Below are 14,890 nucleotides of genomic sequence, written 5' to 3'. Positions count from 1 at the left end.
AAGCAGGTTTTATCCGGCGGGCACACCACAAACGGTAGCCGGCAACCTTGGCAGCACCCGGCAACAATATCCCCTCCCATTTCATCCCCCATCAGCCCCGGCAACGTTTTCCTATTGCCTTTATCCATTTAAAGCACTGGTATTTGCTGCAACCGATAGGCAGCAGTATCCGCACCCGCTCACAAAAATTGTAGCAAAAAATTTTGCAGCATTTTTCCCGGCTACAAAAAACAGTGCTGCAAATTTGTAACCGGCATATGCGTAACCCTTTAAAACGGCTACAATACTATTGCTGCAAAATGGGCATAAGAAAATCTACTACCCTTCTTTATTCAACAGTCCTCGAGCCCCGTGCGCGTTCACATACACCCGCCTACTCCACATCCCGCTGGGCAAAGAGCCAGGCCGCTTCCAGCAATTTGGATAGGTAGAACCAGTGGGAGAACAGGTCTACCACCACGGGCACCGTCCAGTGGGTAAGGCAATGGTACAGCAGCAGGTGCAGTTCGGAGTTCCAGTCTTCACAGCTTTGATAGCCGAAAAATGTTTTTAGTACCTCCTGCAGGTTGGCATGCTCCGCTTCGGATATAAAGTAAGAGGTAAAACTCATCTGCTCCGGCGGCAGTTTGCTTTTGAGCACGGGCAGGTAGGCGGGTAAACCGGCCGCGGGCTCCAGCTCCGGATGGGTATAAATATAATGTGCCGCGGTAATCACAGAGTTAATGGCCATAAAGGCGCAGCAAACGCGGTACACGGGTATGGCGGTTTGCGGTTCCTCCCGTTCTATAAACAGCAATACATGCTGCAATATGTTGCGCAGCTCGTGTATATCCCCCGCATGGCTAAAGCAGAGGTAAAAGGCACGGTAGGGATTGGTGGTAGCCTCCTGGCACCAGAATTGGGTATGGAAGGGATCCGGGGTTCTGGGGTTTTTCATGGTTGTTGTTTTTGGGGGTGAAGATTTTCTTTTGTTATGCGGAGTATTTTATTTGCATAGTAAAATCAGTAAAGCAAGGACAACGCACGCTACCGTGGCCCTGAGCGTAGCATAGCGAAGCCCAAGGGTCGCTCAATTGTTGAGCAGCCCGTTATTACAGGGATGCTTCGGCTGCGCTCAGCATGACGATAGCAGGATCTGTCATTAGCAGCAGCGTATTTAATTTTTGTACAGCAACATCAACGAAACAATGACAACACACACTGCCGTCGCCCTGAACGTAGCATAGCGAAGCCGAAGGGTTGCTCAATTGTTGAGCGGCCCATTATTACAGGGATGCTTCGGCTGCGCTCAGCATGACGATAGCAGGATCTGTCATTAGCAGCGGGGTGCAATGCAACCCCAGCGTTTCGCTCTTTGGGGGGACACGCGGACTGGCAGGCCGGTGCCGGCCGTTGTTGTAGTGTCCTGCTCTTTAGCAAGGGCAGACCGGTGCGATCTGTTGCCCTGCCCGCGTACAGTCCTCACCGGTCTGCAGCAGCGCCGGGGAAGGCGGTAATGATCTCCCCCGCGGCATCCGTAATTATGGTAATAGTGCTAACCGGCTGGCCGCGGCTGTTATACCCGATGGTGCTGCCCATATCCTGCACGCGCTGCCAATGGCCGCTTTGCCCCAGTTGTTGGGCCGGCTGCTGGTACGCGTCTTTTATAGCAGCTACAATGGCGGGTATGGGGATGGTAAATTTGCCCGCCAGCGGGTGGCGGGCTACTTTGTGGTAATGGCGCTCCAGTATATGGGCCAGGGCCTTTACGCCCAGGTACCAGCTTTTGCGCAGCAGCTTTTTACGGTTTTTTACGGGTAGCTGGCGCAGGTGCCCCTCCTGCAATTGTTGCAGCCAGGTTTGGGTATCTGCCAGTAAAAAGAGCACGGGCAGCCATTGCTCTTCATTAAAAGTGTGGGTGTTTTGCGTGGGTGTAGTAACGGCGTGCATAGTAGTGGTTTTAGCAACTGGAATTTTTTTAAGCCCGACTACCGCACGCAAAAAAAAAGCGTGGGTTAGTCCTTACCGTACTGAAGGGCTACGACACCCCAAATCCGAATAAGAACGCCCACGCTTGATCTTTAAAGATATACTATAAAGAGAAAGCATGAGCGATTTACCTTAATCCCGGATTTTTTTGAAAGGTCGTAGTTTTCAGTACGAGAATAAAAGCAAATGCGCTTTATAAATATCGAAAATACTGTATTTAGGTGCTGTTATTTTTCATAAATACTTGTTTTAAAACGATAGTTAAACAATCAATTATTATAGAAATTCCTACGAAAATTACAACTAAACATACACCCAGCCAAATATTTTTGCGCTTTTTTTATAATTTTTTACTTTTAAAACATCAATTCTTATAGAAAATCTTTAAAATCAATGACTAAGCTTGGTACCTATCTTGCTCAGAAATCGGTAAATAAATCAGAAGTTGCACGCAAAACAGGCTTGTCCAGAGCAAGAATGAACGAGCTAACACTGAATGATCGTAGTCATTTAAGGGCAGATGAATTGTACCTGATTGCCTTGGCTATTGGAGTTAAACCAATTGAATTGTTGGAGTATGTGTGTGAGGGAGTGAAATTGGTGCAAAAATAAAGACGGCCTGTTATATAAATAGTTTGGGCTTTTATTCCCCTTTTTGAAATTATTAGCAGCGATTAAATTTTAGTGAACAGGTAAACATTTTATGGTAAAAAAGAAAAAAGTAATTAAAGAAGCCCCTTTAGAAAAAACATTATGGTTGGCCGCGGATAAGCTGAGAAAAAATATTGATGCAGCCGAGTATAAGCATATTGTATTAGGTCTGATATTTCTTAAATATATCAGTGATGCTTTTGAGGAATTGTACAACAATTTTATAGAACACCACGGTGCAGATTTTGAAAAGGATGAAATCCTGCTTGGCGAGTTTAAGGATGAATGCCTTGCTGAAAGTGTATTTTATGTACCGGCAATAGCCCGTTGGTCCCATCTGAAGGCAGAGGCTAAAAAGCCTACCATTGGCAGAACCGTAGATGATGCTATGGATGCCATTGAAAAAGAAAATAAGACCCTTAAAAACGTATTACCAAAGCAATACGCAAGGGAAAATTTGGATAAAACTTCTTTGGGTGGCTTAATTGATAAGTTCAGCAATATTACTATTGGCGATAAAGAAAGCCGCGCAAAGGATGTGCTGGGCAAAGTATATGAATATTTTTTGGGACAGTTTGCCCTCGCTGAAGGCAAGAAAGGTGGACAGTTCTATACTCCCAAAAGTGTTGTACAACTCTTAGTACAAATGCTGGAACCATATAAGGGACGGGTATATGACCCCTGCTGTGGCAGTGGCGGCATGTTTGTGCAAAGCGAGGAATTTATACTTAGTCATCAGGGAAAAATAGATGACATTAATATATACGGACAAGAAAGCAACCAAACCACCTGGCGGCTGGCAAAGATGAATCTTTCTATCCGGGGTATTAACAGCCAGCACATTAAATGGAATACTGAAGGTAGCTTTCTAAAAGATGCCCACCCAGATTTGAAAGCTGATTATGTTATAGCCAATCCACCCTTTAACGATAGTGATTGGAGTGGTAGCTTGCTTGTTAAAGATGGCCGGTGGAAGTATGGTATTCCCCCGACCAGCAATGCCAACTTTGCGTGGTTACAGCATTTTATTTACCACCTTGCCCCCAACGGAAAAGGCGGAATTGTATTGGCAAAAGGTAGCCTTAGTACAAAAAGTAGTAACGAGGGTGAAATACGCAAAGCAATGGTAAAAGCAGGATTAATAGATTGCATTGTAAACCTGCCCACCAAGTTGTTCTTAAATACGCAGATACCAGCCTGCCTCTGGTTCTTTAGCCGGGGTAAAAAAGAACGTAGTGGAGAAGTTTTGTTTATAGATGCCCGTAATATGGGGCATTTGATCAACCGCCGCAACCGGGAACTATCTGATGCTGATATACAATTGCTAGCAGATACTTTTCATCATTGGAAGACAAAAAATAAAAAGTATACGGATATACAGGGCTTTTGCAAAAGCGCCACACTTGCCGAAATAAATGCATTGGATTATGTGCTTACACCTGGCAGATACATAGGCATAGCTGATGAAGAGGAAGCATTTGATTTTACCGATCGCTTTAATGCCCTTAAAGCTACTTTAAAAGAGCAAATGAAGAAAGAAGCCAGGCTAAATAAAGAAATTGAAGAGAGTCTTAGAAAAATAATAGTGTAATGATTATTGATGCTACAAAATTCTATTCCCACTACTTAAATGACTTTCATTTTGTTAAAGCTACTATTTATAACAAAATGATTGATGATTTACCGAGATATGAAGCAGAATTTTTCCCGGAGGGATTGAATGAGGATGGGAAACGTTCTTTCAGGCGTACGTTAAAAACAGATCTACGACAAAATTATTTTCACTGTATCGAAACATTTTTTGAATTGTTTTTTGCTTTGGCACCAGAAGGTGCGCCCACGTTTCAGGATACGAATATTTTATTCAACCTCACTAATTCCAGATGGAATGATAATTACAAGAAAATTTCAGCAATAGCTGACGGTTCGTTTCGTCTTGACTTTTTAGACAACGAAGTACAGGGCAATCCGGGAATTACGGTTGGCCATTACCTGTTTTATTATGGAACATTCAATTTTGAAAAATTCAATACCGATTACAAAAACAGAGTACATGCCAGCGTTCAGGCAATCAAACATGGTTTAAAATTACTTGCATTTGACTTTTCAAATAGGGATGAATATAACAGTTATAAGCATGGATTACGGATTATCCCAACCATTTCCGAATTAATATTTGCAAGAGTTGACAATCCTGAAATAGTTTTGAAATTCGATCTTACCGATAGTCTCTCCTATCTGATAAAACAAAAAAACGAAGATGAAATTATTTCTAAAACCGTACCAATGGATAGCAAAAGGGATTTCGAAATGACTCGCTTTTGCTCCAATCTTATAGCAAATATTACCTACCTGCGAAAAATAACCCTTGAGAAAGATAAACCAACAGGAGGCGAAGAAGGTATCCCTATACCATTTTTTGGATTAGAAGAAATAATGGAATGTAACAAGCGTAGCGTAAGCATGACAGAGCTTACCTACAGCATTAAAAGAGTCACTGAAAGTACAACTAATGATTAATGAAAAACTGGAAAGAATATAGATTTTCTGATTTTGTAGACATAAACCCTAAGATCACTCTAAAGAGTAATCAGGAATATTCTTTTGTAGAAATGAAGGATTTAAATGAAAGTAGCAAACATTGCGAGCCTTCACAAAAAAGAATATTGAAAGGAGGAGCAAGATTTGAGGAAGGCGATACTTTATTTGCGAGGATAACGCCTTGTTTAGAAAATGGAAAAATTTGCCAGGTTAGAAACCTGGAGAATGGTGTTGGTTATGGCTCGACTGAGTTTTTAGTCTTCAGAGGTAAAAAAGATATTTCCGATACTGATTTTGTTTTTTACTTATCAAGATATGATGATGTAAGGAATTTTGCCGAGAGTAATTTTGATGGCACGTCTGGTCGTCAGCGTGTTCCAAAGAGTGCTTTTGACAATTTATATCTGGTACTTCCGCCACCACCCATCCAAAAAGCAATAGCGTCCACTCTCAATTGCTTAGATGCCAAGATAGACCTACTGCACCGTCAAAATGAAATACTGGAAGAAATGGCAGAAACACTGTTTAGAAAATGGTTTGTGGAAGATGCCAAAGAAAATTGGAAAACAGGAACAGTTTCTGATGTGGCAACGCATTTGAAGAAATCAGTTAATCCACAAAAACACCCGGATATTGAGTTTCAGCATTATAGTATCCCTTCGTTTGATAATGCTAAACAGCCATTATCAGAACTGGGTTCAACAATCCAAAGCTCAAAGTATATTTTGGAAGAGAATGCCATTCTTTTTTCTAAACTAAATCCACAGAAAGATAAAAGAGTATGGTTATTGCAAGATGAAGTATTGAACAATTCAATTTGTTCAACAGAGTTTCAAATTATAAAGCCCATAGATGAGGGCTATTTATACTTTCTTTATGGCTGGCTTACGCTCAGAGAAAACTATAACAAAATAGCGTCCGGATCAGGTGGCACAAGCGGTAGCCATCAAAGAATTGACCCGTCTACTATATTTTCATTTCATTGTCCAAAAATCCCCCCAAATTATATTGAAGAGTTTAACAAAAAATCAAAACTGCTATTCCAAAAGCAAATTAATAATTCTCACCAAATAAAAAACCTCAATCAATTGCGGGATAGTTTATTGCCGCAATTGATTAGTGGAGCAATAAAACTAAAGGCATGAGCAGTAACCCAAATCTATATTGCGTACGAGCGGATTTTGGCACTTATACCAAACATTTTTTGAAAGGCGGTTATGTGGCAATCGGATGGTTAAGTGGTCATAATCTATCTGAAATTAAAGATCGTGAAAGCCTATACCCTATCTATAGAAATGATTATCCTGAAGATGAAAGTAATGTGGTTGTGGGGCAGCAAGTAGGGCAAATTGCGCGGTTTTTATTGGAAATAAAGGCGGGAGACTATGTAATTACTCCCGATAGTAATACAGAATATATTCACTATGGTGTTATAGAAAATGATCCATCTTATTTTTATGGTAACGGAGAAGATGGCTGCCCGTTTTTACATCGCCGGCGTATAAGATGGAACAAAACACCTGTGCAACGAAGCATTTTTTCTGTTCCATTTCAAAATACTATCCGCTCCTCCCTTACAGTTTTTAGTATTGTACATAAGCAAAACTTTTTTGAAGCAATCGGTAAAAAAGAATTTGTTGCAGAGGGTTTACAGCATCAGGAGTACGACTACTACAATACTGTCCTTAACCGCATTTTAGAACTGGATGACAAAGAGTTTGAAATACTGATTACGCACTTGTTAACAGCAGTGGGCTTTGAAGGGGCTGAACATACAGGAAAAGTTGGTGATGGTGGTGTAGATGCTACTGGCGAACTGGATGTTTCAAATATGGCAAAAATAAAACTGTTTGTCCAGGCAAAACGTTACAAACTAGGCTCAAGAATAAATGCTAATACGGTAAAAGCATTGCGGCAGAATATTCCTTCTAATGGTCAGGGAGCATTCATTACTACTTGCGATTATAGTAAAGATGCGAAAGATATTGCCGTAGAAACCGGCTTTCCAAGAATCGGTTTAATTAACGGGAACCAATTGGTAGACCTGTTAGTTAAATACTGGGACCAGATTCCAAATGAATTTAAAGAGAAGCTAAATTTAAAACTGGGACTGGTTATTTCATAAATACTATATTTTATGAACAACGAAATCATATCCGAAGATAGTATAGAACGCCTTGCCATAGAGCACCTGCAAACTATTGGCTGGGATTACCTGTATGGTCCTGTATTGGCACCGGATGGCGAATTTCCGGAAAGAAACAATTACGAGGATGTAATATTAAAAGAACGTTTGCGCCAGCATATTGCTGTTATAAATGATAAAATTCCAGAAACAGCCCAGGAGGAAGCTATTAGTAAGGTTTTACGAATTAATAGCCCAGACCTGATGCAGGCGAACGAAGACTTCCATGTAATGCTTACTGAGGGTGTGGATGTTACATATACCGTAGACGGGGAAACCAGAGGCAATAAAGTATTCCTTATAGATTATGAGCACCAGGAAAACAATAACTACCTCTGTGTAAACCAGTTTACCATTACAGAAGGCACAAAACACAAACGGCCAGATATTATTTTATTTATCAATGGTATTCCTTTAGTAATAATAGAGCTCAAAAATCCCGCGGATCCAAAAGCTACTGTAGAAAAAGCGTATGCACAACTTAACAATTATAAAGCGGCCATTTCGTCTTTATTTTCCTACAATGCCTTTATGGTGGCAAGTGATGGGTTAGAAGCCAAGGCTGGAAGTATTAGCGCTTCCTTCAGCCGTTTTGCCAAATGGAGAACAAAGGATGGCAAAAAACAGGCTTCCCACTTGGAAAGCGAACTATTGATTTTAATTGAGGGCTTGCTGAATAAAAATACTTTACAGGATTACATCCGCTATTTTATTGTTTTTGAAAAAGATAAAAAAGAAGATCCAGTCACGAATATTATTACAATAGAAACTACAAAAAAAATTGCTGCTTATCATCAATATTATGCAGTAAATAAAGCTGTAGAAAGCACTATTAATGCTACCGGCTATAGCAGTGCCAATGCCACGCAGAAAGGAGGTATTGTGTGGCATACACAGGGAAGCGGCAAATCGTTATCAATGGTTTTTTATACCGGAAAAATCATCCAGGCATTACGCAATCCTACTGTTGTAGTCATTACCGACAGAAACGATCTTGATCAACAGCTGTTTGACACTTTTGCTGCCTGCAGACAACTATTACGACAAGATCCAACACAGGCAAAAGACCGGGAGGATTTGAAATACAAGCTAAAGGTAGTAGCCGGTGGGGTGGTATTTACAACTGTACAAAAGTTTTTCCCCAAGGAAGGGAAGGATAGTTTCCCTTTATTAAGTGACCGTAAAAATATTGTAGTTATTGCGGACGAAGCCCATAGAACCCAGTATGGCTTTGAGGCAAAAAACAAGATCATTAAAGATGATGAAGGTAACGAAATAGGAGCCAAAACCTCTTATGGATTTGCCAAATATATGCGTGACGCGTTGCCCGGTGCAACTTTTATTGGCTTTACAGGCACCCCGGTAGAACTAACTGACAGGAATACCAAAAACGTATTTGGAGATTATATCGACGTATATGACATACAGCAAGGTGTAGAAGATGGTTCGACCGTGAAGATTTATTATGAAAACCGGTTAGCAAAAGTAAATATTGACCCGGAAGCCAAAGAACTACTGGATGATGAGTTTGAAGAAATAACGGAGGATAAGGAGCTTACCGAAAAACAGAAGGCAAAAACCAAATGGGCGAGATTAGAGGCCATTGTAGGAAATGCAAACAGGATAAAAAATGTAGCTGCAGATATTGTTAATCATTTTGAAGAACGGCAGGAAGTATTTGAAGGCAAAGGAATGATTGTGTGTATGAGCCGGAGAATTTGCGTATTACTGTATGATGAAATCGTTAAACTAAGGTCGCATTGGCACAGTAAAGATGATAGCGAGGGAGTAGTTAAAATAGTGATGACAGGTTCTTCCTCTGATCCTGCTTCCTTTCAGCCACATTTGAGAACCAAAGAAAGAAATAAAGCCATTGGCGAAAGATTAAAAGACCCGAAAGACCGTTTAAAACTGGTAATAGTGAGGGATATGTGGCTTACTGGTTTTGACGCTCCGTCTTTACACACGCTGTATGTAGATAAACCTATGAAAGGGCATAGCTTGATGCAGGCTATTGCCCGGGTGAACCGAGTGTACTTAGACAAACCAGGGGGTTTAATTGTTGATTATATTGGCATAGCTCAAAATTTGAAGAAAGCCCTTTCTGCTTATACAGAAAGCGGTGGCAGTGGTAAACCAACATTTGAATTAGAGGATGCAATAGCCTTTATGAAGGAAAAGTTGGAAGTGGTACAGCAAATAATGATTGGCTATGATTACACACCTTATTTTACAGCTCCGGTGGCAGAAAAACTTTCTATTATACTTACATCTGAAGAGCATATTCTTACAGTAGCAAATGGCAAGGAGCGTTTCAGTAAAGAAGTTGGTTTATTATCAAACGCCTTTGCCCTTTGCAAAAGCACGCCCGAAGCGGCGAATATAGCATTGGAAGTAGCATTTTTTCAGTTGGTGAAAGCAAGATTGGCAAAGTTTGAAACAAACGGCGCGGGAAAAACTGATGAAGAAATTGAAACAGCTATTCGCCAGATGGTAGATAAAGCCATTGTGAGCAATGAAGTGGTAAATATTTTTGATGCAGCCGGTATTAAAAAGCCCGACATATCTATTCTTAGCGATGAGTTTTTGGAGGAAGTGCGAGGGATGAAACACAAGAACCTTGCATTGGAACTGCTTAAAAAATTATTGAATGATGAATTAAAAGGCCGCTCAACTTACAACCTGGTGCAGAGTAGAAAATTCTCTGAAATGCTTGAAACGGCCATTAAAAAATATCAAAATCAATTATTGACGAGTGCCGAAATTTTAAACGAGCTAATAGACCTCGCAAAAAACGTTCGCCATGCGGATGAAAGCAACACAGCGCTTAATCTTTCAAAAGATGAAATAGCGTTTTACGATGCAATTTGTGATAATGATGCGGCAACACAAATTATGGCTGATGATACCCTAAGAGAGATAGCCAGGGTATTGGTTGAGCGCGTGAGAGCCAATACAACTATTGATTGGCAAATAAAAGAAAATGTAAGGGCCAAACTACGGGTAATCGTTCGTAAGGTTTTAAGAGAATATGGTTATCCACCCGACAAGCAGGAAAAGGCTGTACAAACAGTTTTAAAGCAAGCAGAAATGTTAGCAGATACCTGGGCTAAAGAGCAAGAGCATTAATGGCAACTATCAGTATCAATATCGATTTTAAACGCTATACATCCCACCCACAATTGGTTTTGGATTTAAGCCCTGCATTTGCTGCCCACGTTGGTGATACAGTGGATTTTCAGATTATCTTAATTCCATATGCTACATTCCTGTACTCCGATTTTTTGACCTTAGTTTCTTCATGTGTAATTCATTTAAGAAGTAAAGGGATTAAAGTAAGCGGCATTGTTACGCATAATAATGATAGCAAGACCCAGTATGCAAGCAGAGTAAACTTTTTTCAACTAATAGGGTTGCAATACGAAGAAAAATTTGAAAGAAAACCTGGGGACGGCAAGTTTACTGAAATTACACCATATGATAAGGATACATTCTATTCTGTTTCTAATAATTTAAGAAGAGTTGTAATAGCTAATATTAATGTAGACAAGGAGCTACAGGCCTTGTTGGATTATTGTCTGTCTGAAATAATGGATAATGCCTTAAACCATTCAGACTATCCAAATTTTGGCAAAGGCAAAGGTATTGTTTGTGCCCAGCTTTTTCCGGTCAAGCAAGAGATTCGGTTAATGATTTGCGACACAGGAGTAGGTATACATACTGCTTTAACAGCCCCAGTTGAGTCAAAGTATAAGCTACTGTCAGATAAAGAAGCAATAGCATTATGTACTGAAAAAGGCGTTACGAATGGTTCAGGATTGGGATTCGGTCTTTATGCTTCATCAGAATTTATTAAGGAGAATGGTGGAGATATGATTGTTTATTCTGGGAATCATTATTCACACATTTTTGAAGGAAACCATACTGTTAATAATGGCGAATTTTGGCATGGAACTTTCATTTTCATGAGAATCAACACAAATATATCTGTTGATTATAAACGAATTATGCCAGAAGGGCACACTTTACTGGATGATTATAATGATATTCATTTACCTAATGCTTTTGGTATTGATGAGGAATTGTGGTAATTTTGCGCAGAATTTTCTATATTTATATACAACTTAGGCGTATTTGTAGGAAAACTTAGCATGAACATCCAATTCAAAAATATCGGTATTCATTTAGGGACAAGGGTACACGGAGCTGAAATTCGTAGTCAAATTGTTGAGGCTATGAAACAGTCCGATAAGATCGTTTTTGACTTTTCAGACGTAGAAACAGTTTCAAACTCTTTTGCTGATGAATGTTTTGCTAAACTAACACTATTTTTCTCATTGGATGAAGTGAAAAGCAAAACCACCTTTGTCAACGCCAGCCCTTTTATTAAAGCAGTTATTGCCAATTCTTTTAAGGCAAGACTTCAGCAGCAGGCATTAGCTTAATTTTTCGTTTTAAAATTTTACAATTACCGCTTGTATTGCGGTATGGTTGCGCCCAATAGAGACCGTAGTCGGACACGCATGTACTAGGTCTGGTAACCAAAAGAAACCGCCATCACCCCGGCCGCAGGCGGCCGGTAGCTATGGCGGATATATATTGAGGTGTTTAAGTGTGCGATTCTGCCGCTCTATATTCCACAGTACAAGTGAGTGACACAACCGGGCTGCCATGAGCAGTGCAGCCGGGCTCATAAAAAGTCCCTCGGAGAGATCCTTCCGCTCGCCCTTCAGGCTCGGTCAGGATGACGATGATACGGATACCCCCCTCCTACTTTAAAAACCCGTTGAAATAGTTTAAAAGCGTGGTGGTTTGCTCCATAAGGCTTACGTGGCCCTGCCCGGGTACAATGGCCAGCTGGGATGCGGGGGCGGGGCCAAAGCCAGCCACTACATTGCCGCCCAGCAGCTGGTAGGTTTTGATGAGCTCCAGCTTATCCAGCCCGTCATTGTCGCCCGCAATAATGAGCACGGGGGCGGTGATTTTGGCAATATTGGCATCGCCCAGGTTAAAGGGCTGCTGGGCAGAGGCCATCATCTGCTGCAGGAAGGGGGTCCATTTGGTGGGGTCCGGCGCAACGGCATCGTAGGCGGCCTTCATGGGCGATTGGTCAAACATTTCGGGCTTCATTTGTTTAAAGGCGGCGTTTACCTGGGGCAGCCAGCCTTCACTTTTATAAGTGGCGGAAATGATGACCAGCTTTTTTAAGCGCTTAGGGTATTGTATGGCAAACTGGTAGGCCACGGCGCCGCCAAAGCTGTACCCGGCTACATCGGCACTGTCTATATGCAGGTAATCCATTACGCCGGCCACATCACCAGCCAGGGTGGCATGGGATAATTTACGATCGGAGTACGGGGTGTGCCCATGGCCCTGTAGTTCCAGGGCTATCACCTTACGGGTTTTGGACAGCTCGGGGATCAATTTGCCCCAGTTGCCATCGATGGTCATAAAAGCCCCGTGTAACAATACCAGGGGCTGGCCCTGGCCATATACCTTGTAATAAACCTTAATGCCGTTAACGGGGGCATAGCCGCTATCGGCCGGGGAGCCGGGTTGTTGCGCGTGGGTGGTGGCTGCTGTAAGCATAATAATGATGATTAAACGTATGGTGTTGAAAAGATTTTTTGTGTTGGTTCTATTGTTCATAACGCCTGTTTTAGGGTTGTATGCTTTTGTTTTTTAACCCTACAAAGATGGAGTAGCTTTGGGGGATGGAAGCCGTGTAAAAACGACAAGTTTGGGGGTGGATTTTACCGGGGTGTGTTTGGGGCGTACTATTTTTTTGGGGAACCTGGGCGACTGGGGGACTAGAGCGTGTTACGTGCAGGGGCTGATGGCCCCCTTGGGGTGGATCGGTTAGTGACGATAGAGGGGCTGGTAAAAAATGATTGCAGTAACGTTTGTGCAGCGGTGCCCGGGCCCATCCTGCTGCTACCAGATTTGGCTTACAAGAACAACCATTTTTTTACTTTTTTGTACGCGGTGCCAGGATGGCAGCAACGTTGCCTTTGAGGGCATTTTTAATACTTTGGAATACCGGCAGGTCTGTTGCGTTTTTAAAGCCCTCCAGCCCGGTTTTAAGGCCACATAGCCGCCGCTTCTGCGCTTCTTAAATAAAAGATATTCAAACAATGCATCAAAGCCTTAAATCGCCTTATTATGGCCCAAACCAAAAAGGCTGAACTTTCTGTATCGTTTCTGTATCCTTTGTATATCGTTTCTGTATCGTTTGTATATCCTTTCTGTATCCTGGGTTCGGTGTTCGTATATCCCTCTTTTTGAACCGGCATGGGTGATTTTTGGAACATTTTTGCCAGTATGACAGGCAGAAAGGGGGCTCCCTCTTCTTATTTTTGCAAAAATTAAATGCATTATGAAAAAGACTGGTTTCTGCTTATTACTCTTATTAACAATAATGCGCTATGCGCCAGTTGCTGCACAAAACAAACCGGAGCCTCAACCCATGATATTTGCCGTTGCCGAAAAAGACCCGGTGTACCGGCTGGGCTACGATAGCTGGATACAGTACCTGGCAAAGAATTTAGATACCGGCCTGCCATTTAGGAAGGGCGCCCCTCAAAAAAACTACAGGGTAGTCATTCAGTTTATCGTAGAAAAGGATGGCAGTATTACCGATATAAAGCCCTTAACCGAGGAAGGGTATGGTATGGAAGAAGAAGCCATACGTGTAATTACCGCCAGCGGACGGTGGATGCCGGCACAGCAGAACAAAGTAATTGTACGGTGTTTTAAAAAAGAAATCTTCGTGTTTAGCGAAGAAAACATATTTGCGGCTTATCTTAAAAAATATCCCACGGCCAACATACCGGTGGATTCCCTAACGCCTCCGCTGCCGGGTATTGTAACACACCCGGATAAAGATGCCCTTTACCCGGGTAGTCCGGATGACTGGATCCAGTTTCTTCAGTATTACCTTAATCAATTTGTTCCCATCAAAAATGGCGCAAACAGAGGCGTATACCATGTACGTATTCAATTTATCGTTGATGTGGACGGAACTACCAGCGATATACGGCCGGTAACATTTGAAGGATATGGGACGGAGGAAGAGGCCATGCGGGTTATAAAAAAATCGGGCAAATGGAACCCGGCCATTATAGATGGTAAACCTGTAAAATCATACAGAATAGTGCCGGTTACATTTTTTGTACCAAGATCACCGGCTTAGAGTCCCGTCCTGGATAAGGAGACGGGAATTGTTCTACACCGTGCTTCCGGTAACCGCCGGATAACAAAGGGAAGCACCTGCTGCTTCTACTTACCGCGAAATGAAGGAAACGTAGTGCGGGGAACATATTTCCAGAAAAACAGTATATAAAGTGCCGCAGCAATGAGCGCCGTCCAAAAAACAATTTTTTCCAGTTTTGACAACTCATTGGGAGCCTCTTGCCGCGTTTGCTTTGGCCATCGTTTTTGTCGTTGCTGTTGAACTTGTTTTTTCTTTTTTCGCTTCATAGAGAACCTTTTTTTAACATCCGGGGAACGATATCACAACCGTATGTTTTCCTTAATAAAAGAGTC

At 41.8% G+C, this 14,890-nt stretch carries 13 protein-coding genes; 9 read left to right on the top strand and 4 right to left on the bottom strand.

The genetic code is table 11. The features are described 5' to 3' along the window. Positions 1–373: 373 nt before the first annotated feature. Positions 374–937: a hypothetical protein gene (locus LQ567_RS19320; protein ID WP_231007292.1), complete on the bottom strand. Its 564-nt coding sequence runs from the start codon at positions 935–937 to the stop codon at positions 374–376. Positions 938–1,461: 524 nt separating this feature from the next. Continuing rightward, positions 1,462–1,929 carry a hypothetical protein gene (locus tag LQ567_RS19315; protein ID WP_231007291.1) on the bottom strand — a complete coding sequence of 156 codons (468 nt, stop codon included), beginning with the start codon at positions 1,927–1,929 and terminating at the stop codon, positions 1,462–1,464. Between the two features lie 432 nt (positions 1,930–2,361). On the opposite strand from LQ567_RS19315, the gene LQ567_RS19310 reads away from it, so the two are divergent. The 8 genes from LQ567_RS19310 (at position 2,362) to LQ567_RS19275 (ending at position 11,790) form a co-directional block, all read left to right on the top strand. Then, positions 2,362–2,580 (top strand): helix-turn-helix domain-containing protein, encoded by a 219-nt coding sequence (locus tag LQ567_RS19310; protein ID WP_231007290.1) that lies wholly within the window; start codon positions 2,362–2,364, stop codon positions 2,578–2,580. A gap of 91 nt (positions 2,581–2,671) precedes the next feature. Beyond that, a complete protein-coding gene (locus LQ567_RS19305) occupies positions 2,672–4,210 on the top strand; it encodes a class I SAM-dependent DNA methyltransferase (protein ID WP_231007289.1) in 1,539 nt (512 codons plus the stop codon). Next, positions 4,210–5,139: a hypothetical protein gene (locus LQ567_RS19300; RefSeq protein WP_231007288.1), complete on the top strand. Its 930-nt coding sequence runs from the start codon at positions 4,210–4,212 to the stop codon at positions 5,137–5,139. Before LQ567_RS19305 ends, LQ567_RS19300 begins: the two co-directional genes overlap by 1 nt. Next, entirely contained in the window at positions 5,139–6,305 is a 1,167-nt protein-coding gene (locus tag LQ567_RS19295) for a restriction endonuclease subunit S (protein WP_231007287.1), read from the top strand. Before LQ567_RS19300 ends, LQ567_RS19295 begins: the two co-directional genes overlap by 1 nt. Continuing rightward, the gene (locus LQ567_RS19290) at positions 6,302–7,285 is read left to right on the top strand and encodes a restriction endonuclease (protein ID WP_231007286.1); all 984 of its coding nucleotides are present in this window, start codon (positions 6,302–6,304) and stop codon (positions 7,283–7,285) included. Before LQ567_RS19295 ends, LQ567_RS19290 begins: the two co-directional genes overlap by 4 nt. A gap of 12 nt (positions 7,286–7,297) precedes the next feature. Then, entirely contained in the window at positions 7,298–10,474 is a 3,177-nt protein-coding gene (locus LQ567_RS19285; RefSeq protein WP_231007285.1) for a type I restriction endonuclease subunit R, read from the top strand. Continuing rightward, positions 10,474–11,436 carry an ATP-binding protein gene (locus LQ567_RS19280; protein WP_231007284.1) on the top strand — a complete coding sequence of 321 codons (963 nt, stop codon included), beginning with the start codon at positions 10,474–10,476 and terminating at the stop codon, positions 11,434–11,436. The genes LQ567_RS19285 and LQ567_RS19280 overlap by 1 nt, the downstream gene beginning before the upstream one ends. Before the next feature lie 60 nt (positions 11,437–11,496). Beyond that, complete coding sequence (locus LQ567_RS19275) at positions 11,497–11,790, top strand: STAS-like domain-containing protein (RefSeq protein WP_231007283.1); 294 nt, start codon at positions 11,497–11,499, stop codon at positions 11,788–11,790. A gap of 325 nt (positions 11,791–12,115) precedes the next feature. Here the strand turns inward: LQ567_RS19275 and LQ567_RS19270 are convergent, their stop codons facing one another. Then, positions 12,116–12,994, bottom strand: coding sequence for an alpha/beta fold hydrolase (locus tag LQ567_RS19270; protein ID WP_231007282.1), 879 nt, complete (start codon positions 12,992–12,994; stop codon positions 12,116–12,118). Positions 12,995–13,721: 727 nt separating this feature from the next. On the opposite strand from LQ567_RS19270, the gene LQ567_RS19265 reads away from it, so the two are divergent. Continuing rightward, complete coding sequence (locus LQ567_RS19265; protein ID WP_231007281.1) at positions 13,722–14,537, top strand: energy transducer TonB; 816 nt, start codon at positions 13,722–13,724, stop codon at positions 14,535–14,537. Between the two features lie 86 nt (positions 14,538–14,623). On the opposite strand, the gene LQ567_RS19260 is transcribed toward LQ567_RS19265, so the two are convergent. Then, on the bottom strand, positions 14,624–14,824 hold the full coding sequence (locus LQ567_RS19260) for a hypothetical protein (RefSeq protein WP_231007280.1): 201 nt from the start codon (positions 14,822–14,824) through the stop codon (positions 14,624–14,626). Positions 14,825–14,890: the final 66 nt, after the last annotated feature.

Origin of the sequence: Niabella pedocola (genome assembly GCF_021044425.1) — a bacterium.
GTDB lineage: Bacteria > Bacteroidota > Bacteroidia > Chitinophagales > Chitinophagaceae > Niabella > Niabella pedocola.
Note: the sequence above shows the minus strand (reverse complement) of the source record. Positions and strands in the feature narration are given on the sequence as shown.